The organism is Actinotignum inguinis (genome assembly GCF_051265835.1).
GTDB lineage: Bacteria > Actinomycetota > Actinomycetes > Actinomycetales > Actinomycetaceae > Actinotignum > Actinotignum timonense.
The window spans coordinates 98006-119477 of sequence record NZ_JBOZDP010000003.1 but is presented as its reverse complement, the minus strand read 5'-3'; the positions used below and the strand labels follow the sequence as shown (position 1 = coordinate 119477).

Annotated in this window: 22 protein-coding genes; 16 read left to right on the top strand and 6 right to left on the bottom strand. The window is 62.7% G+C overall.

Going from position 1 to position 21472, the window contains the following annotated elements:
• Positions 1-150 precede the first annotated feature (150 nt).
• The 12 genes from rpsP (at position 151) to ACRQFC_RS03105 (ending at position 10998) form a co-directional block, all read left to right on the top strand.
• Positions 151-630, top strand: a complete 480-nt coding sequence (gene rpsP / locus ACRQFC_RS03160; RefSeq protein WP_026428524.1) for a 30S ribosomal protein S16 — start codon at positions 151-153, stop codon at positions 628-630.
• Positions 630-869 (top strand): RNA-binding protein, encoded by a 240-nt coding sequence (locus ACRQFC_RS03155; RefSeq protein WP_026428525.1) that lies wholly within the window; start codon positions 630-632, stop codon positions 867-869. Before rpsP ends, ACRQFC_RS03155 begins: the two co-directional genes overlap by 1 nt.
• A 100-nt stretch (positions 870-969) precedes the next feature.
• Positions 970-1644 carry a ribosome maturation factor RimM gene (gene rimM, locus ACRQFC_RS03150; protein ID WP_284897174.1) on the top strand — a complete coding sequence of 225 codons (675 nt, stop codon included), beginning with the start codon at positions 970-972 and terminating at the stop codon, positions 1642-1644.
• A gap of 8 nt (positions 1645-1652) precedes the next feature.
• Positions 1653-3251: a tRNA (guanosine(37)-N1)-methyltransferase TrmD gene (trmD, locus tag ACRQFC_RS03145; protein WP_284897208.1), complete on the top strand. Its 1599-nt coding sequence runs from the start codon at positions 1653-1655 to the stop codon at positions 3249-3251.
• A 120-nt stretch (positions 3252-3371) separates the two neighbouring features.
• Positions 3372-3725, top strand: a complete 354-nt coding sequence (rplS, locus tag ACRQFC_RS03140; RefSeq protein WP_016442470.1) for a 50S ribosomal protein L19 — start codon at positions 3372-3374, stop codon at positions 3723-3725.
• An 892-nt stretch (positions 3726-4617) separates the two neighbouring features.
• On the top strand, positions 4618-5517 hold the full coding sequence (gene lepB / locus ACRQFC_RS03135; protein ID WP_284896713.1) for a signal peptidase I: 900 nt from the start codon (positions 4618-4620) through the stop codon (positions 5515-5517).
• A gap of 5 nt (positions 5518-5522) precedes the next feature.
• Positions 5523-6200 carry a ribonuclease HII gene (gene rnhB / locus ACRQFC_RS03130; RefSeq protein WP_284896714.1) on the top strand — a complete coding sequence of 226 codons (678 nt, stop codon included), beginning with the start codon at positions 5523-5525 and terminating at the stop codon, positions 6198-6200.
• Positions 6200-6523, top strand: coding sequence for a DUF2469 domain-containing protein (locus tag ACRQFC_RS03125; RefSeq protein ID WP_026428528.1), 324 nt, complete (start codon positions 6200-6202; stop codon positions 6521-6523). The genes rnhB and ACRQFC_RS03125 overlap by 1 nt, the downstream gene beginning before the upstream one ends.
• A gap of 128 nt (positions 6524-6651) precedes the next feature.
• A complete protein-coding gene (locus tag ACRQFC_RS03120) occupies positions 6652-7077 on the top strand; it encodes a YraN family protein (protein WP_284896716.1) in 426 nt (141 codons plus the stop codon).
• Positions 7074-8594, top strand: coding sequence for a YifB family Mg chelatase-like AAA ATPase (locus ACRQFC_RS03115; RefSeq protein ID WP_284896717.1), 1521 nt, complete (start codon positions 7074-7076; stop codon positions 8592-8594). Before ACRQFC_RS03120 ends, ACRQFC_RS03115 begins: the two co-directional genes overlap by 4 nt.
• Positions 8581-10041, top strand: coding sequence for a DNA-processing protein DprA (dprA, locus tag ACRQFC_RS03110; protein WP_284896719.1), 1461 nt, complete (start codon positions 8581-8583; stop codon positions 10039-10041). The genes ACRQFC_RS03115 and dprA overlap by 14 nt, the downstream gene beginning before the upstream one ends.
• 21 nt (positions 10042-10062) lie before the next feature.
• Positions 10063-10998, top strand: coding sequence for a tyrosine recombinase XerC (locus ACRQFC_RS03105; RefSeq protein ID WP_284896721.1), 936 nt, complete (start codon positions 10063-10065; stop codon positions 10996-10998).
• A gap of 61 nt (positions 10999-11059) precedes the next feature.
• Here ACRQFC_RS03105 and ACRQFC_RS03100 read toward each other — a convergent pair whose 3' ends face one another.
• The 5 genes from ACRQFC_RS03100 to ACRQFC_RS03080 form a co-directional block, all read right to left on the bottom strand.
• The gene (locus ACRQFC_RS03100) at positions 11060-11800 is read right to left on the bottom strand and encodes a M23 family metallopeptidase (RefSeq protein ID WP_284896722.1); all 741 of its coding nucleotides are present in this window, start codon (positions 11798-11800) and stop codon (positions 11060-11062) included.
• A gap of 129 nt (positions 11801-11929) precedes the next feature.
• On the bottom strand, positions 11930-13024 hold the full coding sequence (rsgA, locus tag ACRQFC_RS03095; RefSeq protein ID WP_284896724.1) for a ribosome small subunit-dependent GTPase A: 1095 nt from the start codon (positions 13022-13024) through the stop codon (positions 11930-11932).
• Positions 13021-13773, bottom strand: coding sequence for an ABC transporter permease (locus ACRQFC_RS03090; protein WP_284896725.1), 753 nt, complete (start codon positions 13771-13773; stop codon positions 13021-13023). The genes rsgA and ACRQFC_RS03090 overlap by 4 nt, the downstream gene beginning before the upstream one ends.
• Positions 13773-14501, bottom strand: a complete 729-nt coding sequence (locus ACRQFC_RS03085; RefSeq protein WP_284896726.1) for an ABC transporter permease — start codon at positions 14499-14501, stop codon at positions 13773-13775. Before ACRQFC_RS03085 ends, ACRQFC_RS03090 begins: the two co-directional genes overlap by 1 nt.
• Positions 14502-14515: 14 nt before the next feature.
• Positions 14516-15475 carry an ABC transporter ATP-binding protein gene (locus ACRQFC_RS03080; RefSeq protein WP_407706202.1) on the bottom strand — a complete coding sequence of 320 codons (960 nt, stop codon included), beginning with the start codon at positions 15473-15475 and terminating at the stop codon, positions 14516-14518.
• A gap of 736 nt (positions 15476-16211) precedes the next feature.
• On the opposite strand from ACRQFC_RS03080, the gene rpsB reads away from it, so the two are divergent.
• From rpsB to ACRQFC_RS03065, 3 genes are all read left to right on the top strand, one after another.
• Complete coding sequence (rpsB, locus tag ACRQFC_RS03075; RefSeq protein ID WP_284896728.1) at positions 16212-17099, top strand: 30S ribosomal protein S2; 888 nt, start codon at positions 16212-16214, stop codon at positions 17097-17099.
• Between the two features lie 29 nt (positions 17100-17128).
• Positions 17129-17977 (top strand): translation elongation factor Ts, encoded by an 849-nt coding sequence (gene tsf / locus ACRQFC_RS03070; protein ID WP_274734039.1) that lies wholly within the window; start codon positions 17129-17131, stop codon positions 17975-17977.
• Positions 17978-18498: 521 nt separating this feature from the next.
• The gene (locus ACRQFC_RS03065; RefSeq protein WP_026428538.1) at positions 18499-19380 is read left to right on the top strand and encodes a formate/nitrite transporter family protein; all 882 of its coding nucleotides are present in this window, start codon (positions 18499-18501) and stop codon (positions 19378-19380) included.
• A gap of 171 nt (positions 19381-19551) precedes the next feature.
• On the opposite strand, the gene ACRQFC_RS03060 is transcribed toward ACRQFC_RS03065, so the two are convergent.
• The gene (locus tag ACRQFC_RS03060) at positions 19552-20646 is read right to left on the bottom strand and encodes a YeiH family protein (protein ID WP_087070989.1); all 1095 of its coding nucleotides are present in this window, start codon (positions 20644-20646) and stop codon (positions 19552-19554) included.
• A 64-nt stretch (positions 20647-20710) separates the two neighbouring features.
• Between ACRQFC_RS03060 and pyrH the strand changes: the two genes are divergently transcribed.
• Complete coding sequence (gene pyrH / locus ACRQFC_RS03055; RefSeq protein WP_087070988.1) at positions 20711-21460, top strand: UMP kinase; 750 nt, start codon at positions 20711-20713, stop codon at positions 21458-21460.
• The last annotated feature ends 12 nt before the right edge of the window (positions 21461-21472 follow it).

Here is a 21472-nt window from a genome sequence, read left to right as displayed (position 1 = left end):
CCGCCCGGAAATTCTGGCAGAATGGCTAGATGTACTTGGAAGATACCGGGTCCCTCTCAACCCGGTGTCATCTGTGTTCACGGGTTGCACGGTGCGCGTCCCCCAACCGGCCGGGTAACCCACCCCAATGAGAAAGGATTGACCACAAAAGTGGCAGTCAAAATTCGTTTGAAGCGCATGGGTAAGATCCGTGCGGCCCAGTACCGTATCGTCGTGGCGGATTCGCGTGTCAAGCGCGATGGCAAGGTTATTGAGGAAATCGGTTACTACGATCCCAATACCCAGCCGTCCACCATCCGCATTGATTCTGATCGTGCCCAGTACTGGCTCGGCGTGGGTGCTCAGCCCACCGAAGCCGTGCTCGCGCAGCTCAAGGTGACCGGTGACTGGCAGAAGTTCAAGGGATACAAGGATGGCCAGGAAGGCCGCCTGCGTGTTCCGGAAACTGTGAACGCTGAAGAAGCGCGCGCCGCAGCGGTCAAGAAGGTCCAGGACGACGCTGAGAAGCGCCGTGCCGCCGCCGCCGAAGCAAAGGCGAAGGCCGAAGCGGAAGCCGCAGCTGCTGCCGCCGCTGAAGCTGGGGAAGCCGAAGCCGGCGACGCTACCGAAGCGGAAACTGAGGAAGCCTAATGCTGACGGACGCTCTGGAACACCTGGTCAAGGGAATTGTTGATTACCCGGATGATGTCAAGGTTTCGGCATCACGTAATCGTCGTGGCGAACTTCTGGAAGTTCGGGTGAACCCTGACGATCTCGGTCGGGTGATCGGCCGTGGCGGGCGTACCGCCAAGGCTCTGCGTACCGTCGTCAACGCGCTTTCGGATGAAGGCTCCGTGCGCGTGGACGTTATCGAAACGGATCGTAACTAACGTAGCGGCATACCGGCCCTCAACCTTTCGGGGTTGCGGGCCGGTTTTGTATGAGCCACCACCGTTACCCGCCGTGTGCGGGAGCTGAAAGAAGGACACGATGCAACTGACGGTAGCTATTATCGGGGCACCCCACGGACTCAAAGGTGAAGTCCGCCTGGATGTGCGCACGGATTCACCCGAGCGCCGCCTCGCGGTCGGGGCCCAGCTAGAAACCGATCCGGCGGATTTCGGGCCGCTCACCATCACCCGCACCCGTGAATACCGGGGAGTCACCTACGCGCTCTTCGCTGAATCAACCACCCGCGATACCGCCGAAGCACTGCGCGGGGTACGACTCATCGTGGAAACCGATGAAGACGAGCCTGAAGAAGACGCCTATTACGCCCACGAGCTACGCGGTCTGGAAGTACTCGACCCGGAAGGCTACGAGCTCGGAATTATCACCGGCTTGGAGAACGGCCCCGCCCAGGATGTCCTGGTGGTGCGTGAGCCTGATGGCCGCATTGCCCGCGTTCCCTTCGTCCGTGAGATTGTGACCGCCGTGGATCTGGACGACCATTGCGTCATCGTGGATGCCCCGGCCGGGCTTTTCTCCGATGACGACATGATCGTGGTGGAAGGTGATGACCTGGCCGGTGCCCTCAGTGCCGCGGGGGAAAGTGGCCTGGGGAAAAGCAGCGCAGGTGAAAGCGGCGCGGAGCAAAGCACTTCCGAAGCGAACGCCACGGAGGAAGATGGTGCGGAGGAAGACGGTGCGGAGGACGCTGAGTAATGGCGGGCTTGCGCATTGACCTCGTCTCGGTTTTCCCGGAATTCTTCGATGTTCTCGATTTGTCACTGGTGGGCAAAGCGCGCCGTCGCGACGTCGTCGATATTCGCACCCACAATCTGCGCGACTGGACCAGCGACGTCCACCGCACCGTGGACGATACCCCCATCGGGGGCGGGGCCGGCATGGTCATGAAACCTGACGTCTGGGGCCGTGCGCTCGATGACCTTATCGGTCCGAGCACCCCGGAAACAATCACCCTTGCTATTCCCACCCCCTCCGGGAGGCCCCTCACCCAGCGCCTCGTGGAAGACCTGGCAATCCGGGAACGTATCATTATCGCCTGCGGGCGCTACGAGGGAATCGATGCGCGGGTAGCTGAATATTACCGCGGGCACGGGGTGCGCGTGGAGGAGTTTTCCCTCGGGGACTATGTCCTCAACGGTGGGGAAGTAGCGGCAGTGGCGCTCGTGGAGGCGGTTACCCGCCTCATTCCCGGCATGGTGGGTAACCCGGAGTCCCTCGTGGAAGAGTCACACGGCGCGGCCGGTCTTCTCGAATACCGTGTCTATACCCGCCCCGTTAGCTGGCGCGAGCTCGAGGTACCCGCGGTGCTGCTGAGCGGTAACCACGGGGCGGTGGCGCGTTACCGGCGCGACGAAGCTATCGCGCGCACCGCCGCGCGCCGTCCCGATATGATCGCGGAGCTGGATACCTCGCAGCTGGACAAACACGACCGGCCGGCGCTCGCGGCGGCGGGCTATGTATGGCGCACCAGTGACTCCCACCCGGTGGCGGTGGATACCGAGGTGCTGGGGGCTGCTGGCGCCGTCGTTCCCGGCGACGGGGCGAGACTCTACGAAACGCTTTCGGGTGAGGCACTCGAGAACGGGCTGGACCCGGACGGCGCGTTCCCGAACGAGACTCGACCGGACGTTGCTTTCCCGGACAAGGCTCGACCGGACGGTGCGTTCCCGAACGAGACGCGACCGGACGGTGCGTTCCCGGACGGGGCGCGACGGCGCACCGCAACCGAGCTGGCTGAGCTGGCCACCCGCACCTTCCCCGATGCGTGCCCGCGTTACCTCAGCGAGGCGGATATCGCAGCTTTCGTGGCCGAGAATCTTTCCGTCGCAGCTTTCGAGAATTATCTTGCCGACCCGCACTGGATGGCGGTGGTGGTACGTGCCGCCAGCGGAGCGTCGCGCGGGGAATTGCTGGGGTACAGTCTCACCTTGCTGCCCGATAGCGTGGTGGGAATGGGGGGCGACGACGTAGCCGGGCGTGAGGACGGTGCGCCATTCACGCACCTTCCGGATCGGGACGGCCCGTTGCTTGAGCTCTCTAAGTTCTATGTGGAGCGCAGCTGGCACGGCAGCGGGGTAGCGGATCTGCTCTGGCGGGCAACGGTGGAAGCGTGCCGAGCTCGAATCTCGGACGTCGATGCGGCGCCAGCACCCTACCTGTGGCTCGGAACGAATAAAGACAATCGGCGCGCTCAACGCTTCTACAAACGCTGCGGCTTCCGAAAGGTCGCAACCCGGGAATTCCAGGTGGGTGAGGTAGTCAACTCGGATCTTATTTTTGCCTGTCCGCTGACTGTGGCATAATAGTGGAGTTTCCTCGCTTTCATAATGCGCTGAGCCTGCCGCAGGGGGTCGCGCATCGGCGAGATCTTAACCGATAACAGCGCCCCTGGCCTGCGTGCAGAGGCGGAAAGTGAATGAATAATGCAGACTCTTGATGTAGTTGATGCTTCGCGTTTGCGCGACGATATCCCCGATTTCCGCGCCGGTGACACCGTGCGTGTGAACGTGCGCGTGGTGGAAGGTAACCGCACCCGTACCCAGGCGTTCCAGGGTGTTGTTATCGCCCGCCAGGGTGACGGCCTGCGCGCCACCTTCGATGTCCGCAAGATTTCCTTCGGGGTGGGCGTGGAACGTAAGTTCCCGGTGCATTCGCCTTCCATCGAATCAATCGAAGTGATTACCCGCGGTCGGGTGCGTCGCGCTAAGCTGTACTACCTGCGTGATCGCCACGGTAAGGCAGCGAAGATTCGCGAACGTCGCACCGATTCCAAGTAAGGAACGGTACGAACTTCTCGTTCACATATGGACCCGCATCTCGGTGCGGGTCCATTTTTCTACCCAAGCTGGTCCTGGTTACTAACCCACGATAGCCGCCAATTTCTCCCGGTATCCGCCAGTAACCGAAGGTAGCAGCAAATAACGGTGAGCGAGGGCTGGAGCATTCCTGGAGCCTCGCCAAAATAGCGTGGCACGACGGCGCGGATAACCTTAGGTACGCTCAAGCGCGCTGGTAGCATGGAATACGCATATCTTTTATCTATTTCAGGCGGAGGGGCGTATGGGCGAGGGCACGTCAGGCGGGTCACGGGCATCGGAGGATGCCTCGCGGTGGCCAGCAGGGCGGACCCACCGGAGCCAGGCTCGCGGCCGCCGGGCCGCTACCCCTACCTCCACCCCTACCCCACCTGAGCTGCCGGAGCCGTACGCGGCCCCGGCGTTCCTCGAACCTTCAGTGGTGCCGGACGTGGATGAGCTACCGGATCTCGATGAGCTATTTGACGCGGAGGAGTCACCAGCCTCGGAGGCCACTCCCGCCGCTGCCCCCATTGCTCCTGCTGCCGTTCCCGTCGCTTTCACCGGAGCGCCAGCCGCTCGCGTCACCGTTACCGCCGCCGCTGCTTCCGCCACGACCCCCGCAACGGGGCGCCCCTCAGTAGCACCAGCACCAGGGCCAGATTCCGAGCCGGCGCCTTGCCCGCCCACACCACCAGAATCCAACGGAGCAAAAAACGTGTCGGAGGGGCCAGCTAAGATAAATTCAGCTGAAGCCCGGTTACGGCTGACGCTCACGGAGCAGCTCTCCAACGCAGATGAAGGCCTCTATGCCGAAGCTTTGCGAGATGATCTGGCCCGGGCGGAAGCACATGTCAATCACGGAGGAGTCACCATGAATACAACGGACGGTCAGTCCTCCGCTGCCAATATGGAGCAGCCGCCCTCGTATCCTCCCGAGGTTGCCCCGATACGCCCCGAGGCGGAAACCCGGGAAGCCCCCGTGCGTAATTCACGCTTGCGCAGCGTAGTGGAGATGGCCCTGACTGTCGCCGTCGTTCTTCTGGTCTCCGTCATCATCAAAACCTTCTTTATCCAAGCTTTTAACGTGCCTTCTGGTTCCATGGAAACCACGCTGAGTACCGGGGATAAGTTCTTCGTCAACCGCATGGTGACCGATAATGAGGACTTACGCCGCGGCGATATCGTGGTCTTTGTGGACCCGGGCGGCTGGCTGGATGATGTGGAAGAAAACCGCTCTTGGATTGCCCAAACCGGCACTCGTATCCTGCAAGGCATCGGGCTTCTCCCGGCGGATTCTGGTCACTACCTGGTGAAACGAATTATTGCGAAGGGCGGGGATACCGTCAGTTGCTGCGGGGAAGATGGCCGTTTGCAGGTGAACGGCGTGCCGATCACGGAGGAATATCTCAATTACGGGGTTTCACCCTCCTTGCAGAAATTTGAAGTGAAGGTCCCGGAAGGCTACCTGTGGATGATGGGGGATAACCGCGCCAATTCGAAGGATTCGCGGTGGCATCAACGTGAATCTGGAAACGGATTCGTGCCGGTAGATAATGTGGTGGGCCGGGCCTGGTACGTTTTTGCTCCGTGGAGCCGCCACGGGCGCCTACCTGATATGAGCCACGTTTTCGCCGGTGTTCCCGAACCTGCCGCGCCCGCGAGTGTGCGGGTTGCGCTGCCGGAAAACCCTGTTGATCCGCGCTCCTTATACGTGGCCACGGCGGCCCAGCCGGGGCTGCCTAGCGCCACGCTCTCCGGGCAGGGCAGGTAGTACGCGTGCAGGAACCTGATCGTACAGTTGAAAAAGAACTGTTGGCTCGGCTCCAGGCACGCGGCGGGCGTATTCTCGCCGCCGTGGATGAAGTGGGCCGCGGCGCCATCGCCGGGCCGGTCTGCGTGGGTATTGCTCTCCTGGACGGGAGCACTCCGGATGCTTTCCCGCCCGGATTACGCGATTCGAAAATGCTGAGCGCACACCGCCGCGAAACGATCTACCAGGTAGCCCGCGACTGGCCGCTTGCGGTTGCGGTAGGAAGCGCCCCCGCCAGCGTTATCGATCAGGTCGGAATTATTGAGGCCTTGCGCTGCGCCGCCGCGGACGCCCTCGCCCAGCTGGAAAAAGCAGGACTGCGCCCCGATGCCGTTCTTCTTGACGGAAAGCACAATTGGTGGGCCCAGGATTCCCTTTTCGATGCCGAACCGACCGTTCCGCAACTTCCGGTCACCACCGTGATTAAAGGGGATGCGTCCTGCGCCGGAGTTGCCGCGGCGTCCGTCGTCGCTAAAGTTGAACGAGACCGCTACATGGAGGCGCTCGCGAAAGAATTTCCCGATTACGATTGGGAACATAACAAAGGGTACGGTACGCCCTCCCACCTCGAAGCTATCGCGCAGGTGGGGCCGAGCCCGTATCATCGAATGTCGTGGCATTTGCCCGCGGTAAGGAGTGAATAATGAGCGAGATTGACGGCTACGAAGCCGAACTGGAACTCGCGTTATATCGCGAGTACCGCGATGTTGTGAAGATTTTTCGGTACGTGGTGGAAACCGAACGGCGTTTCTACCTCGCCAACGACGTAGACGTGAAAGTGCGCTCCTCCACGGCCGGGGATGTGTTCTTCGAAGTGAATCTCACCGATGCGTGGGTGTGGGACATCTACCGCACCTCCCGGTTCATCCGCTCGGTACGCGTGGTGACCTTCAAAGACGTCAATATTGAAGAACTCAACCAGACCGATATTACCCGCGAACTCGATCTGCCCGGCTCCTCTCTTTAATTGGGGGCTGTTGCGTTGTGAGTTCCGAGGGCGCTCGCTTTTATCCACAGGTTTCTGAAACGACGACGCTATCCCCAGCCACGCACACCTCGAGCTACCATCGGTAATATCCGCGCCACACTAGGGGCATGTACCAATGTGAAACTTTGCATGCCAGCATCGCCCGCAGCGAGCTTGCCCCGCTTCCCGCTTCCGCCACCACCCGGGAGCTGGGGGAGTGGGGAGAAAGCGTGGCCGCCGCATATGTGCGGGAGCACGGCTACCAGGTGCTGGCCCAAAATTGGAGATGCCGGCGCGGGGAAATTGACCTGATATGCCGCGAAGAACCCAGCGGGGCTTTAGTTGCGGTTGAGGTGAAAACCCGGCGCGGGCACAATATGGTGCCGGCACCGCTGGCCGTCAGCCCCGAAAAGTATCGCCGGCTCCGGTGCCTCCTGGCACGGTGGCTCCACGCGGATGGCGGGCACTACCCGGATCTCGCGGTGGATATCGTGGCTGTCACCGTGCCCATCTGCGGTCCCGTTACCATCGATCATCTGCGGAATGCCTCATGATTGGCACCTCCCATACCGTCTCGATACTCGGGGTCCAGGGCCTGCCCATCCGGGTGGAAGTAGCGATCCTTTCAGGGCTGCCGAATTTCACGATTGTGGGTCTGCCCGATGCGGCGGTAAGCGAATCACGCGAACGCATCCGAGCCGCTTTTGCCGCCGCCCGAATCGCCTTCCCGGCCGGGCGCGTCACCGTCAATCTATCTCCGGCAGATACCCCGAAAGTCGGTACCGCTTTTGATGTGGCGATTGCTGCCGCCATCCTCGCTGCGCAGGCCCACACCCACCTGCCACCCGGCACTGTTTTCCTGGGTGAATTAGGCCTGGACGGATCGGTACGTCCGGTGCGGGGAATATTGCCGTGCGTGCTGGGCGCCGCCCACCACGGCTTCCGGCACGCCATCGTTCCCCACGGTTGCGGAGCCGAAGCTGCGCTTGCCCAGATCCAGGTGGGAGAAATCTGGCATATTACCCAGATCGCCCAGCGCCTGGGAGCGGCCAGTGACCCGGTGCCACCGCCGCCCCCTGTGCCGGTAGCCCAGCCTCGCACCAGCACTGATATGGGCGACCTCTCGGAGGTACGGGGCCAATACCTGGCCCGCCACGCCCTGGAAATAGCAGCCGCGGGAAGCCACCATCTCCTCATGATCGGGGCACCAGGAGTGGGTAAATCTATGCTCGCCACCCGCCTACCGGGAATCATGCCGCCTCTCACCCGTGCCCAAGCGGTAGAAAGTGCCAGTATTCGCTCCATTGTGGGGCAATTCGAGGAAATCACCACCCGACCTCCCTACGTGGCGCCCCATCACACGTCCAGTGCCACCGCGCTGGTGGGAGGCGGAAGCCGGCCCCGCCCCGGCGCGATCTCCCTCGCGCACCACGGCGTACTTTTCCTCGATGAACTTCCGGAATTCACCACCCGGGCTATCCAGTCCCTACGCGAACCCATGGAATCGGGAGAAGTGCATATTCACCGCGCCCAAGGCTCGGTATGCTTCCCGGCTCGTTTCCAACTGGTAGCAGCAGGAAACCCGTGCCGGTGCGGCAGGCTACTAGATTCCCCAACCTCCTGCACCTGTTCGGGAGCGGACCGCGCCCACTACCAGCATCGCATCGGAGGTCCGCTCCGGGACCGCATCGATCTCATGGTGAATCTGCCCAGGCCGAGCCGGGCGGAATTAGCCGCGGACACTAGTGGGGATAGCAGCGAAACGGTTGCCGCGCGGGTCCGCGAAGCACGCGAACGCCAGCACCACCGCTTCCGGGATGAAACCTGGGACGTGAACGCCGCGATACCGGGCACCTGGCTCCGGTCCCACACCCAGTTAGCAGCTAGCTCAAGCGCGAGTCTGAGTGAGGCCCTCACCCGCGGCCTCATCAGCATGCGAGCCGCGGATAAAATCCTGCGAGTTGCCTGGACCCTCGCAGACCTAGCCGGCCATACACAACCCACCACCGACGACGTTGCCGGGGCATTCGCCCTGCGCGGGAAAGGAAAATCTGGCTATGACGGAGGATAAAACACCCCGGACCAGCAGCGAAACAACGGGAGCTGCCGGCGCGAGCGGCACCGTCGCGGAAACTGCCGGCACGGGAGCGGCTCACCCGGGAGCTACCGGAACAGGAGCGGCTCACCCGGGAACTACCGGCACGGGAGCGGCTCACCCGGGAACTACCGGCACGGGAGCGGCTCACCCGGGAACTACCGGCACGGGAGCTTCCGGTTGGGAAGAAGAAACCGCAGCAATGGCATGGACACGCTTGGCCGAAGGGGAGGACTACCACGCCGTTGCACTCACCGACAATCTCGGTTACGCCGGAGCGCTTGCCTGGCTCGAGGAAGCACGAGCGGGCGCCCCGGTTCCTGAACCGTTGCGCGCGGCAGCTACCCGCTGGGGCGCCCGGTACGATGCACAGGGCTTTGCGCGTGACCGCGAACTGCTCAACCGAGGCTATGGGTTTACCTACCCGGGTAGCCCCACCTGGCCGCAATCCTTAGCGCAGCTCGGGGAACAACGCCCGCTGGGGCTGTGGTGGAAAGGAAATATTGCGGCACTGGATCGCCCCGCGCTCGCGATGGTGGGCTCGCGCGCCGCTACCGACTATGGCGAAAAGATCGCCACCGATTTTAGTTACGAGCTGGCTGAACGCGGTGCCCTTATTGTTTCCGGGGGAGCCATGGGTATTGATGCGGCCGCCCACCGTGGCGCCGTGCTCGCGAATGCTCCGACCGCGGTGGTGTTCGCCAGCGGGATCAACCGCCCCTATCCCAAAGTCCACCAGGAACTCTTCGCGCGGATTCTTGATACAGGCGGGCTTGCCCTTTCAGAAACAGCACCGGGCAATGCTCCCCACCGGCACCGTTTCCTGGCCCGAAACCGGATCATTGCGGGCCTATCGCAAGCCGTTGTTGTTATTGAAGCTCCTTATAGGTCGGGCGCCATTAATACCGCGGGGCACGCCCATACCTACGGCATCCCGGTCGGGGCAGTACCCGGCTCCATTTACGCCATGTGCTCATCGGGATGCCACCGGCTGCTGCGGGAAGGAGCAGTGTGTATTACCCGGGTGGAAGATATTGTGGAAATGCTCGGCTTCAGCGCCGGCCAGCAACTTCTCCACGTCAATCGCACTCGGACGGTGGCGGGGAACGCTGCGGCTGATCACCGCAGCGGAGCGGCAAGCCGGACGGTCACTCATGCCCTTGCCAGCGGGGTGCAATTAGGGCTCGGGCTGGCCGTCACCGATCCGCTTGCCGGGGATCCGCGGGCGGTGCGGGTGAGGGATGCGCTACCGGCTCGTAATTACCAGCCGCTAGATAAAATAGCGCAGACCGCGGGAATGGGATTTGCTGAGGTAATGGCGGCCCTCGGAAAACTTGAGGTAGCAGGAATCGCGGAAAGTAGGGGAGGGAAGTGGCGCCTGACGCCCCAGGCACGGGAGGCGAGCCGGCAGCGGGCCTCCTAAGACTGGCATAAACTGGAGAACATGCGAGTAGCAGATATCTTGGAACGTTATGAGCGAGAATTGCGGCTGCGCCGCGGATACTCCGAACATACGATCCGTGCCTATCTGCACGAGGTGCTCTCCCTCCTCACTTTTCTCCACGAGCTATCCACCGGGAACAAAGCGGGGGATGAGGACTTATCCGAGCTCGATATTGACCTTGAACACCTGGATCTCGCTGATCTGCGGGCCTGGCTGGCCCATTCGCGCGAACACGGCAGCGCTTTGGCTTCGATGGCCCGGCAATCGGCCGCGATACGCACTTTTAGTTCCTGGGCATACCGGTGTGGCTACACCGCGTCGGATGCGGCCGCACGCCTGAAATCACCTCGGGTCACCAACGAGCTCCCGCATGTTCTCAACGAGCACCAGGCCCAACAATTGCTCAACAACGCGAAAAGCCACGCGGTTGAGAGCGGAGAAGCTCTCGCCTACCGGGATTGGGCGGCCCTCGAGCTCATGTACGCGGCGGGTTTGCGCGTGAGCGAAGTCTGTTCCTTGGATATTGACCAGGTTCGCCCTGATTTGACGGTGCGCGTCGTCGGAAAAGGAAATAAGGAACGCGTGGTCCCGTACGGGGTGCCGGCTATGCGGGCCGTGCAAGAATACCTACCCGCGCGTGCCGCTCTTATGAAAGAACCGACTCGGGCTCTCTTTTTGGGGGCGCAAGGTAGGCGCCTCAACCCGCGCTCGTTGCGCGACGTGGTGCACCGTGCGGCCAGCCGCGCGGGGGTGCCCGATATTACCCCCCACGATTTGCGCCATTCCGCCGCCACGCATCTTCTCAACGGCGGTTCGGATTTGCGCAGCGTCCAAGAGATCCTCGGCCACTCCTCCCTGCAAACCACGCAGCGCTACACCCACGTCAGCGCCGACAGGCTCCGTGCTGCTTTCGCGCAGGCCCACCCGCGGGCCTAAAGAATCCTCACCAGAAACATCCCTGAAGTACCACAGGAGCATTACGTGAGCGTCACGGATGTTACGGGTACAGGCGGATCTCACGCCGGTAGAGGAGCGAGAGCGGGTCAATATAGGTTTTCCCGCGCCGTGCGCCCCAGTGCAAAACATCCCCGGGGAAGCGCCCGCCATCCTCATGACCGGCCAGCAACGTCCCGATCACCGTTCCGGCGCTCACGGTATCCCCGCGGTGCACGCTCGGCTCCACGGGTTCATAGGTGGTGCGCAGGCCATTGGCGTGTTCAATAGAAATAACGGGGCGGTCTGCGAGCATCCCGGCATACACCACGGTGCCCGAGCCGGCAGCAAGGACGGGGCTGCCGGCTGGAAGCTCAACATCGACACCTCGATGCCCGGGCAGCCAATTCTGCTTGGGCGGATCAAAGGGCCGGGTCACCACCGGCGCGCTACCGGTAGGGGAGTGGAAGCCAGTGGCGTGGGGCCGCGCTGCCTTCGTATGGGCTACATTTTCAGCGTCCGCCATGGGGGTGGACGTAAGCGGTTTTTCCGGCTCGCTATCCGTTGTCGAGGTTGCGGCCGGCGCGGGGGTATTATCCGACGACGCCGCCACCGTGCCAGATGCCGATTCTGAAATAAGGCTCGCCACCAGGGTGAGAGCCGCGCCGGCCGCGGCCAGGCAGCGTGCCACGATTATGCGCCCCGCACGGGAGCGGGAGCGCACCGTGGCCCGGGCACGGGTACTGGTGCTCGGGCCACAGCGCGCACCGGGGAATTGAGTCGCAAAAATCCTGAGAGTCTTCATAGGGCTGAGCATGCCCTGGCTAGGACTCGTCCGCCAGAGGGCATCCTCAGGCTGTGGATAGTCGATGCGTTCCAGCATCCTGTGGATAGCTCTGGTTTGTATCCGGGCGTTCGCCCGGGTTTTGCGCTGTTATCCGCGGTTTTTGCCCTTCAGGCGCATCGTTTCCCGCTGCCCGCGGGTATTCTCTTTCGCAGCGTGCCGGTCCTGGCTCCGCGCCGTTCGTGCATCGCTGCGGGAACGTAACCGCTCCGCCTCCGCCATCATCCGCAGATAGCGATCCAGCCGGTACGCGTCCAAAGCCCCGCTCGCGCATGCCTCGCGCACCGCACACCCCGGCTCTCGCCCGTGGCTACAATTCGCGAAATGGCACGAAGCAGCCAGTTCGCGAATATCCGCGAAGGTATCCGCAATCGCCTCCGTGTCCATCGTGGCTCCCAGTGCACGTACCCCGGGAGTGTCGATGACCGCGAAGTGTTCTCCGCAAACCAGCTGGCGCCCGGTGGTGGTGTGCCGACCCTTATGGTCGCTTTCGCGCACCGTTCCCACCGTCTGGGTGGCTCCGAGCAAGGTATTGGTGAGGGTGGATTTTCCCGCGCCGGAGCGCCCCACCACCACGACCGTGCCGGAGAGGAGCTCAACGAGTCGCGCCACGGCCACAGCCGAGCGTGCATCAAGCGCAAGCACTTCTTCGCACCCTTCACCCAGTTCCTGGATATCTGCCGGGTTTGCCAGGTCCGCCTTCGTGAGCACCAGCCAGGGGCGGGCCCCGCTCGCGTGGGCCAGGGCCACGAAGCGTTCGATACGCCCGCGACTGGCTGCTGGCACCACGGGTTCCACAATGAGAACCACATCAATATTCGCGCAGATAGGTTGCTCGAGAGCGGCTCGGCCCACCGAAGGGCGGGTGAGGTAGGTACGGCGCGGCAAAATATCGAGAATATGCCCGGCATCATCCACGCCTACCCAGTCACCCACCACCGGCGGCCAGGATTCACTATCCCGGCAGTGGCCCGGAATATCGAGGTCAATACGCAACGGTGCCCCGTCCGGCGCACCACGCGCAGCTCCGTCTGGCGCACCGGTCTCATCAACGCGGAGAACCTCAACGGCACCGCGATGTACCGCGGCGATCCGCCCGCCGTGCACGCGCGCGGCGCCGCCAAGATTCATTTCCGCGACTTTCAGGTAGGCAGCCCAGCGTTCATCAAAACCCAGAAAACTCATACGACATCCCTCCGCATACCCGAACGCAGCCGAGCCACCGCATGGCGGGTCGCTAATACACCGATACCGGCCCAGATCGCCGCAACCGCAATATCACGGACTACCAGCCACCCGACCGGCTCAGCGATACCAGCAATGGTTCCCGAGAGGGGGACGGCATTCGCTAGTGCTGTCAGCACCGGCGGGTAGTACTCGAGAGGCACAATAACCCCGGTGAACACCGGCAGGAACGTCGCGAGCAGCGTCGCCCCCAGATACGGGTCGGGAAGATCCACCCCGACACCGGCCGCCGCCACTCCGAGCAACACTCCGCATACCAAAGCAGCCACCGCTAAGAGCGCTACGCGCCCCAGCAGCATTGCATCTTTGTCCGGGGAGAGGAGGAAGACGGCGCCGATGGCCGCAATACCGGTGGAGACCGCCAAGATACATGGAACGGTAGCCACCGCCACCCAGTACACCACGTCGAAACGACGGCGCAGGTGTACTTCCTGGAAGATCCCCAGTGCCCGGTCGGTTGCCACCGCGCTGACCACTCCGGAAGCCACCGACGTGGCCAAAGCAACCAGCGCCGCGGCATAGCCGGTGCGCACCAGGTCCGGGGTTCCCACATCATTGCCGAGCACCACATCAAAAAGCACATCGAGGAGCGGAAGCACCAGGAGGGTGGTCACCGCCGTCCCCACCGTCGCAAAGGTCACTGACGAAGCCCAGGAGACCCGAATAATCGAGCGATAACGCGTCAGCATCACATCACCTCCAAAGTCCCGGAGCGGGTAGCACGGCGCAGCGCCGCGCGCCCCGCCACTCCCGCCACCGCGAGCCACGCACTCAGCACGACCGCCCAGATCGCCACGTCGCTCCAGGTAATTACCTCTCCGAAGAGCAGGGAGGTGGGCATCGAGAGGGGTACGAAGAGGGAGAGATAGGCCAGCCACGCGGGCGGCGCCGTCGTCGTAAAAAGAATGCCGGACGCTAAAAACATCGGAACTAGAAGCAGACCTTCGTAACTAATCGCGTTCGGGGTGAGCACGAAAAGCGCGGCGATGACGAAGGATACGCTCAGGCAACCCATCCATAGCAGAAGGACGCCGCACGCAAAACCCCAGGACGGTGCAGTAAAAGTGACTGAGGCGGAGCGCAGAGCCCACGTCACCCAGGCCACCGGGAATGCCGCCAGTCCGAAGGAACCGGCCGATGCTACCACCGCGGCGAGGCTCCGTAGCGCCCCAATCGGAGCGCTCACCAGGTAGACGAGGGTGCCCTTATAACGCTCGAAACCAATAATTCCGGCGGCGCAGGTAGCCGTGGTCCACATGCCGATAATCCCGGCACGCACCCACCCCTGCGTCGCGCTCATAGTCCCGAAAGCTCGGAAACTCAGGAATTGCACCAGTGCGGTGGCGAGTGTCGTCGTCACCATGAGCTGGATGAAATAGGGGACAGACACAAATTGGCGCACGTGAAAAGCGCTCATACGTAACTGCCGGATCACCGCGCCAACCCATCTGCCAGAGCCAGATACGTTTCCTCCAACGATGCCGGGCGGGTAACCAGGTCCTCCGGCTCGTGCTCGAGAAGCGCCACCAGGCGTTCGGCTTGCGCACCGGAGCGCGCATCCCAATAGATCGTGACCGCCCAGTTGCCTGCGCGCGGACGGCGAATAATCACCGCGTCAGGGAATTCAGTTTCGAGGCCCGCGAAAATATCCGCCTTGCGAGCACCCAGCGTGAAGGTTGTGGTTGCACCCACCCCGGCGTAGTCCGAAATATCGCGAACGCTGCCGCGCACCGCGATTTTTCCTGCGCCGATGACGGTGATGATATCCGCCAGTTCTTCCACCTCCGGCATGGAATGTGAGGTGAGGAGCACCGCGGTGCCGCCGGCGGCAACGTCGCGGATAATATCGCGCACCGTTAGCGCGACGTCGGGATCCAGCCCCGTGGTCGGTTCGTCAAGAAGGAGCAGTGGCGGGGCGCCCAATAAGGCGCGCGCCAGGTGGAGGCGTTGGCGCATACCGCGCGAAAACTGGCCCACTTTAGCCCCGGCAGAATCGGTGAGCTTGACACGCTCAAGAGCATCACTGACGACACCGCGCCGCTGCCCGCTCGCCACCCCTTGCAGGTCAGCGAAATAGAGGAGATTATCGCGCGCCGTAGCCCGGGGATAAAACCCGAGGTCGCCGCCTAGCACCAGACCCAGGCGCGAGCGTGCCTTCTCCGGATGGCGCACCGCGTCAATCCCAGCGATCAGGACCTGCCCCGACGTGGGGGCCAGCAAGGTGGCGCACATCCGCACCGTTGTGGTTTTCCCGGCTCCGTTCGGACCGAGCAATGCATGCACCTGGCCTGCCTGCACCTGGAGGGATACGTCTTCAACTGCAACAAATTTTTCTTTCCCGAAAACGCGCCGCACGTGGGCGACGTCGAGGACGGGGATATGAGGATCTATCAAAATCCTTGTCCTTATCAATCCAATTGCCGTATTCGGGGCAGCATGAACCCCTCTCGCACGCGCCGTTTAGGAAAGTACATAGGAGTACTCACCCGGAGGCCTCAGAAAGATAGATATAAGCTCCGGGCGCGCATCATCGCTAAACGCGTGCGAGAATACGACTTTCTCGCATTTTTATATAAAGAGAATTTCCTTGATGCGATAGGTGTTGGATTCAAGGACTCTCATAGGGCAGGTCGCTCCTAGATTGCAGTGTTAGTAACTATGCGCGCCATCTTATAGTCATGTGGTAGCGCTGTACAACCTCAGCCACATCTTGAGACGTAGCAGGTGCGCGTTTGTGAGCGGCGCTCGCCCGGACGGTCCCGTACCATATGCGCGCTCGCCTCGCCCCGTCCCGCACCGTATAGTCGCTGGCCCGCACCGTGTACCCGTTGGCCGCACCGCCCCGTGCTCATTCGCCCTAGCCGCAATATTCCCGCGAAAATCACATCCGCCCGCCGTTCCCCGTTTTTCCGGGTGGGGTAGTATGTACAGGCGGCCGGTTATCTCCGGTCGTAATACGCGTGCCCGCATGCGAGGGTCGCGGATCGGTCCCGGCATGGGCTGCCCAGTGGGTGGCGCATATTTGGGAACCGCGGTTCGTGGGCACCAGGGCGCGGCGGCAATTCCGCCGTCGTGCAAGAACCGATACCGCGCCATCGTAATGATGGCGCCTGAGAAAGGACGCCGCATGGCTGTCGTCACCATGAGCCAGCTGCTGGAAGCTGGTGTGCACTTCGGGCATCAGACCCGCCGTTGGAACCCGAAGATGAAGCGTTACATCCTCACGGATCGTAACTCGATTTACATTATTGACCTGCGCAAGACGGTCGCCGATATCGACCGCACGTACGATTTCGTTAAGGAAACCGTGGCGCACGGCGGAAATATCCTCTTTGTGGGCACCAAGAAGCAGGCGCAGGAAGCCGTGAAGGAACAGGCCGAACGCACCGGGATGCCCTACGTGAACGAACGTTGGCTGGGCGGCATGCTCACCAACTTCCAGACCGTTGCCAAGCGTATTGAGCGCCTCAAGGAACTCGAGCAGATGGACTTCGAGGACGTTGCCGGCTCGGGCCTGACCAAGAAGGAACTCCTCATGCTGTCCCGCGAAAAGGACAAGCTGGAGAAGACCCTCGGCGGCCTGCGCGATATGCACCGTCTGCCCTCCGCCGTGTGGGTTGTGGACACCAACAAGGAACACCTCGCGGTCTCCGAAGCCAATAAGCTCAATATTCCGGTGGTTGCCATCCTGGACACCAACTGCGATCCGGACGAAGTGGCCTACCCGATTCCGGGTAACGACGACGCCATCGGTGCCGTCGGGCTGCTCACCCGCGTCATCGGTGATGCGGTAGCTGAAGGCCTCCTGGCCCGCGGCGCCGGCAAGAACGCCACCGAAGATGCGATGCCCGAATGGGAACGCGAAGTTCTCGCGGCCGGGGAAGCTACCGAAGAAGCCCCCATGGCTGAAGAAGCCGCTCCCGCCGTGGAAGCTGAAGCCGAGGCCGCCCCGGCCGAAGCCGAAGCCACCGAATCCGAAGAAAACAAGTCCGAAGAAGCTGACGCCCAGGCCTAAGCCTGAGCGCTACAAGTGAGGAGTGAAGCATGGCTAATTACACAGCCGCCGATGTGAAGGCGCTGCGTGACAAGACCGGCGCCGGCATGATGGACGCCAAGAAGGCTCTCGACGAAGCCCAGGGGGATTCCGCCAAGGCCGAAGAGATCCTGCGCGTCAAGGGCATGAAGTCCGCCGCCAAGCGTTCGGACCGCACCGCTGCGAACGGTCTGGTTGCCTCGCACGTATCCGATACCGCTGCCGGCCAGCGTGGCATTCTCGTGGAGATCAACGCCGAAACCGACTTCGTGGCCAAGAATGAGAAGTTCATCGGGATGGCCGATGAGATCCTCACCGCCGCCGTGGATTCCGGCGCCGATAGCGTGGAAGCGCTGCTCGCCGCCAAGCTGGGCGACGGCACCGTTGCGGATCGCATCACCGCCATGACCGCCGTTATCGGCGAAAAGATGGAAGTCTCCCACGTGGAAGTCCTCGAGGGCGAGCACGTGGAAGCTTATATGCACCGCACCAACCCCGACCTGCCCCCGCAGGTGGGCGTGCTGGTTGCCACCGATGCCAAGGCTGCCGAAGTTGCGCACGACGTCGCCGTGCACATCGCCGCGCTCGACCCGAAGTACCTCTCCATTGAGGACGTTCCGGCCGACGTGGTGGAAACCGAAAAGCGCATCGCCACCGAAACGACCATCGCCGAAGGCAAGCCGGAAAAGGCCGTGCCGAAGATCGTGGAAGGCCGCATGCACGGCTTCTACAAGCAGGTCGTTCTCGAGGAGCAGGGCTACGCCCGCGAGCCGAAGACCCCGGTCAAGACCATCGTGTCCCAGACCGGCGGCAAGGTGACCGGTTTCAAGCGTCTGCGCGTCGGTTCGCACGCTGAGTAAGTTTGCGCGCACCGGGATGTAGTTTCCGGTTGCCGGGAGCCTAGCTTTCGGTTGCGTGAACGATAGACGCCGGGGGCGGGAGGTACGAGAGTACGTCCCGCCCTCCGTTGCATGTAGCGCCGGTGCCTTGCGTGCAGGTGCGGGCTACGTGTGCATGCAGATGCGGTGCGATTGATGGGTACCGGTGCCTTACGTGCAGGTGCAGTGCGATTGATGGGCGCCGGTGTGGTGCGGTGCGGTGCGATTACCGGTGCGATGTGCGCGCAGTGATGCGCGCCGTTAGTACGACGACGGCGCCCCGCGTGCCGCGGGGCGGGGCCAGACCACCGTCCGCACCGTAGGCGCATGTCAATCACCATGATGCGCCGCGAACTGGCCCGCCACCCCGGAGCACCGTAGCCTGCACCGTATGCCCCGCCGTCCGCGCCGTGCCCCGTCTCTATCTGCCCGTAAATATCTATAGCTCCCAGCGGGCACTTTCACATAAGATGAGGGGCGCTGAACTGACAAAGGAGTAAGAGGTGAGCATAACCATTCCTGATCCGCATACCCTCGCGGTTGAAAACGCCCGCGCGGCATACAAGAAAACTAAGAAACCGCTGACGCGATCCTTCGTGATGGCGCTCTCCGGCGGTGCCTTCATTGGCATGGGATACATTTTCTACATCACGTCGCAACAGGGCCTGGCTGACGGGCCGCTCGGCCCGGCGAAAGTCCTGGGAGGCCTGTGCTTCTCCGTCGGCCTCATCCTGGTGGTGCTGACCGGCTCGGACCTCTTCACCTCAACCACGATGACGGTCATGCCGCTCTACCACAAGCGGGTGCGCCCACGGCGCTTCTTCGCTCACTGGGGCACCTCACTGGCCGGCAACCTAGTTGGGGCACTGTTCCTGGCGTTACTCGTCTTCGGGGCCGGCCAAGCGCTCTCCAACGGCGGGGCATGGGGCGAAGTTGCCCTCCACACGGCGGCAGGCAAGGCCGCGCATTCGATCCCCGAGTCCTTCCTCCTGGGTGTGCTCGCAAATATCGCGGTGTGTGCCGGCGTGTGGATCGCGCAATCGGGGCGGTCCACGGCGGATAAGATTCTCGCCTGCCTGTGCCCCATCCCGCTCTTCGTTGCCGCCGGATTCGAGCACTCCATCGCCAATATGTTCCTGCTCCCGCTCGGCCTCATGTGCAAGTACTGGGGCGGGGATGCCTTCTGGAATTCCGAAGCGGTGCTCGCTTCCGGACACGGGCTCGCCGACTACGCCGCGTTCACGCCGGGCGCCGTCGCCCTCAATATCGGTGTGGTGATTCTCGGCAATATTGTGGGCGGCGGTTTCATCCTCGCCACCTACTTCTGGGTTGCGTATCTGCGTGACGACGACGCAGCCGACGTTTACGACGCGCCGCTCAAGTAATCCACGGTGCCATAGCCATAGCCCCGGCCACGGGGCAAGGACATCCCCAGGTGCGGGCGCATGACCATTCCGACTGCTGGGCAAGATTTCTACCCGGCACGGGGCAAAGAATGCGGGGGCTCTCCTAAGTGGAGGCCCCCGCTTTCGCGTGTGTCGGATGCTACGCGGCCACTACACCACGAAAACGGCCACACAGGCCAGCCCGATCCCCACAATCACCAGAGTGAGTAGGAAACCGAAGAGGACGGTGCGTGCCCCCGTATGCATAATCGTCTTGAGGTGGACTCCGGCGCCCATGGCGCCCATGGCGGCGATGAGAAGCCAGTTGGCAACGTCATTACCAAGAATCTGCAAGGCGCTGGCCGCCCAAGCCTGGTTTTCCAGCACGGAGGCGATCCCCACCGCGATAAGGAAGCCGAGCACAAACAGCGGGATAAGGGGAGCGGAACTGCGCGCCTGGCCGTGGGCATCAAGCGCTGCCCCGTCCAGCCCCGCGGCGCGAGCCTCGCGTTGCTTAGCGGCGCGCTCCAGTAGCCCCACCACGGCGATGACGGCGGCCAGGCACACTACGCGCCCGAGTTTAGCGGCGGTAGCGGTATCGGCCACCCCACCGTAAATATTGGCGGCGGCCACCACCTGGCCAACCTCGTGAATGGTGGCCCCCATCCACACCGCCGCCTGATTGGCGCTCAAATCCAGCAGGTGGGCCAGCCAGGGGAGGGCCACCAGGGTGAGGGTACCGAAAAGCGTGACGCAGGCAATGGCGGTTGCCGCGGCGGTATCGCGCTCATCTTCGTTACGTACCCGCACCACGGCGGAGGTTCCCGCCACCGCGGAGGCCCCGCAGATCGAGGTACCCACGGCGGTGAGAATAGCCGAGGCATGGGGCACCCGCAGGAGTTTACTCAGCGGCACCGAAATGAGCATCGTTGCGGTCACGCAGGTGATGATAGTGATAAGAGTGCCCCAGCCCAGTCCCAAAATCGCGGGGATGGACAGGCGCAGCCCCAGGAGCACCACCCCGGTGCGCAGCACCCGCTTGGACGTGAAGGTGAGACCGCGGTTGGCCGAGCGGGGAATAAGTCCCAGGTTACGCACTAGCATGCCCAATACGATGGCAAAGAGCATGGCAGAGAGAAGGGGCATCAACTTACTCAGGCCCCAGGATGCTACCGCGATGAGAGCGGCGAGCAGCACGCCCGGCGTGAGGGCGCGCAAGGACGCTGCCCACGTGGCGGCGTCGAAAGAAGTATTTTTATTAGACACCCGGATATTATGCCTTAGCGTGCGCTGGTATGGTTAAGCCCGATGAACTGAGCGACGGGAGGCAATGGTGACACTACTGGAACATGACGCGAGCTCGGATGGAGTCCGCCGAGTTCTTCTAAAACTATCTGGAGAAACTTTTGGGGCGGGTAGCGTCGGTGTCGATGCCACGGTGCTCCAGCGCGTCGCCGGGGAAATTGCCGAAGCGGCGGCTTCGGGAATCCAAGTGGCCATCGTTGTAGGCGGAGGAAACTTCTTCCGCGGAGCCGAATTGCAGCAGTCCGGAATGGATCGGGCCCGCGCGGACTACATGGGGATGCTCGGCACCGTCATGAACGCGATCGCGCTCCAGGATTTCATTGAGCAGGCCGGCACCCAGTGCCGCGTGCAAACCGCGATCCAGATGACCCAGATTGCCGAACCCTATATTCCCCTGCGCGCCATCCGCCACCTCCAGAAAGGGCGGGTGGTTATTTTCGGCGCCGGGGCCGGCATGCCCTACTTCTCCACAGATACCGTGTCCGCCCAGCGCGCCCTGGAACTGCGCTGCGATGAGCTCCTCATGGGCAAGAACGGGGTAGACGGAGTCTATACCGCCGATCCGCGTACCCATCCGGAAGCGGAAAAGCTCAGCGCCATTAGCTACGATACGGTGCTTTCCCACAACCTCCAGGTGGCCGACGGCGCCGCCTTTGCCCTGGCGCGGAATAACTCCCTGCCGATGCGGGTTTTCGGGATGACCGAGCCGGGCAATGTTACCGCCGCGCTGCGCGGTGAGAATATTGGAACGGTGGTCTCCGCTCAGGGCGCATAGCCCCGCTAAGCC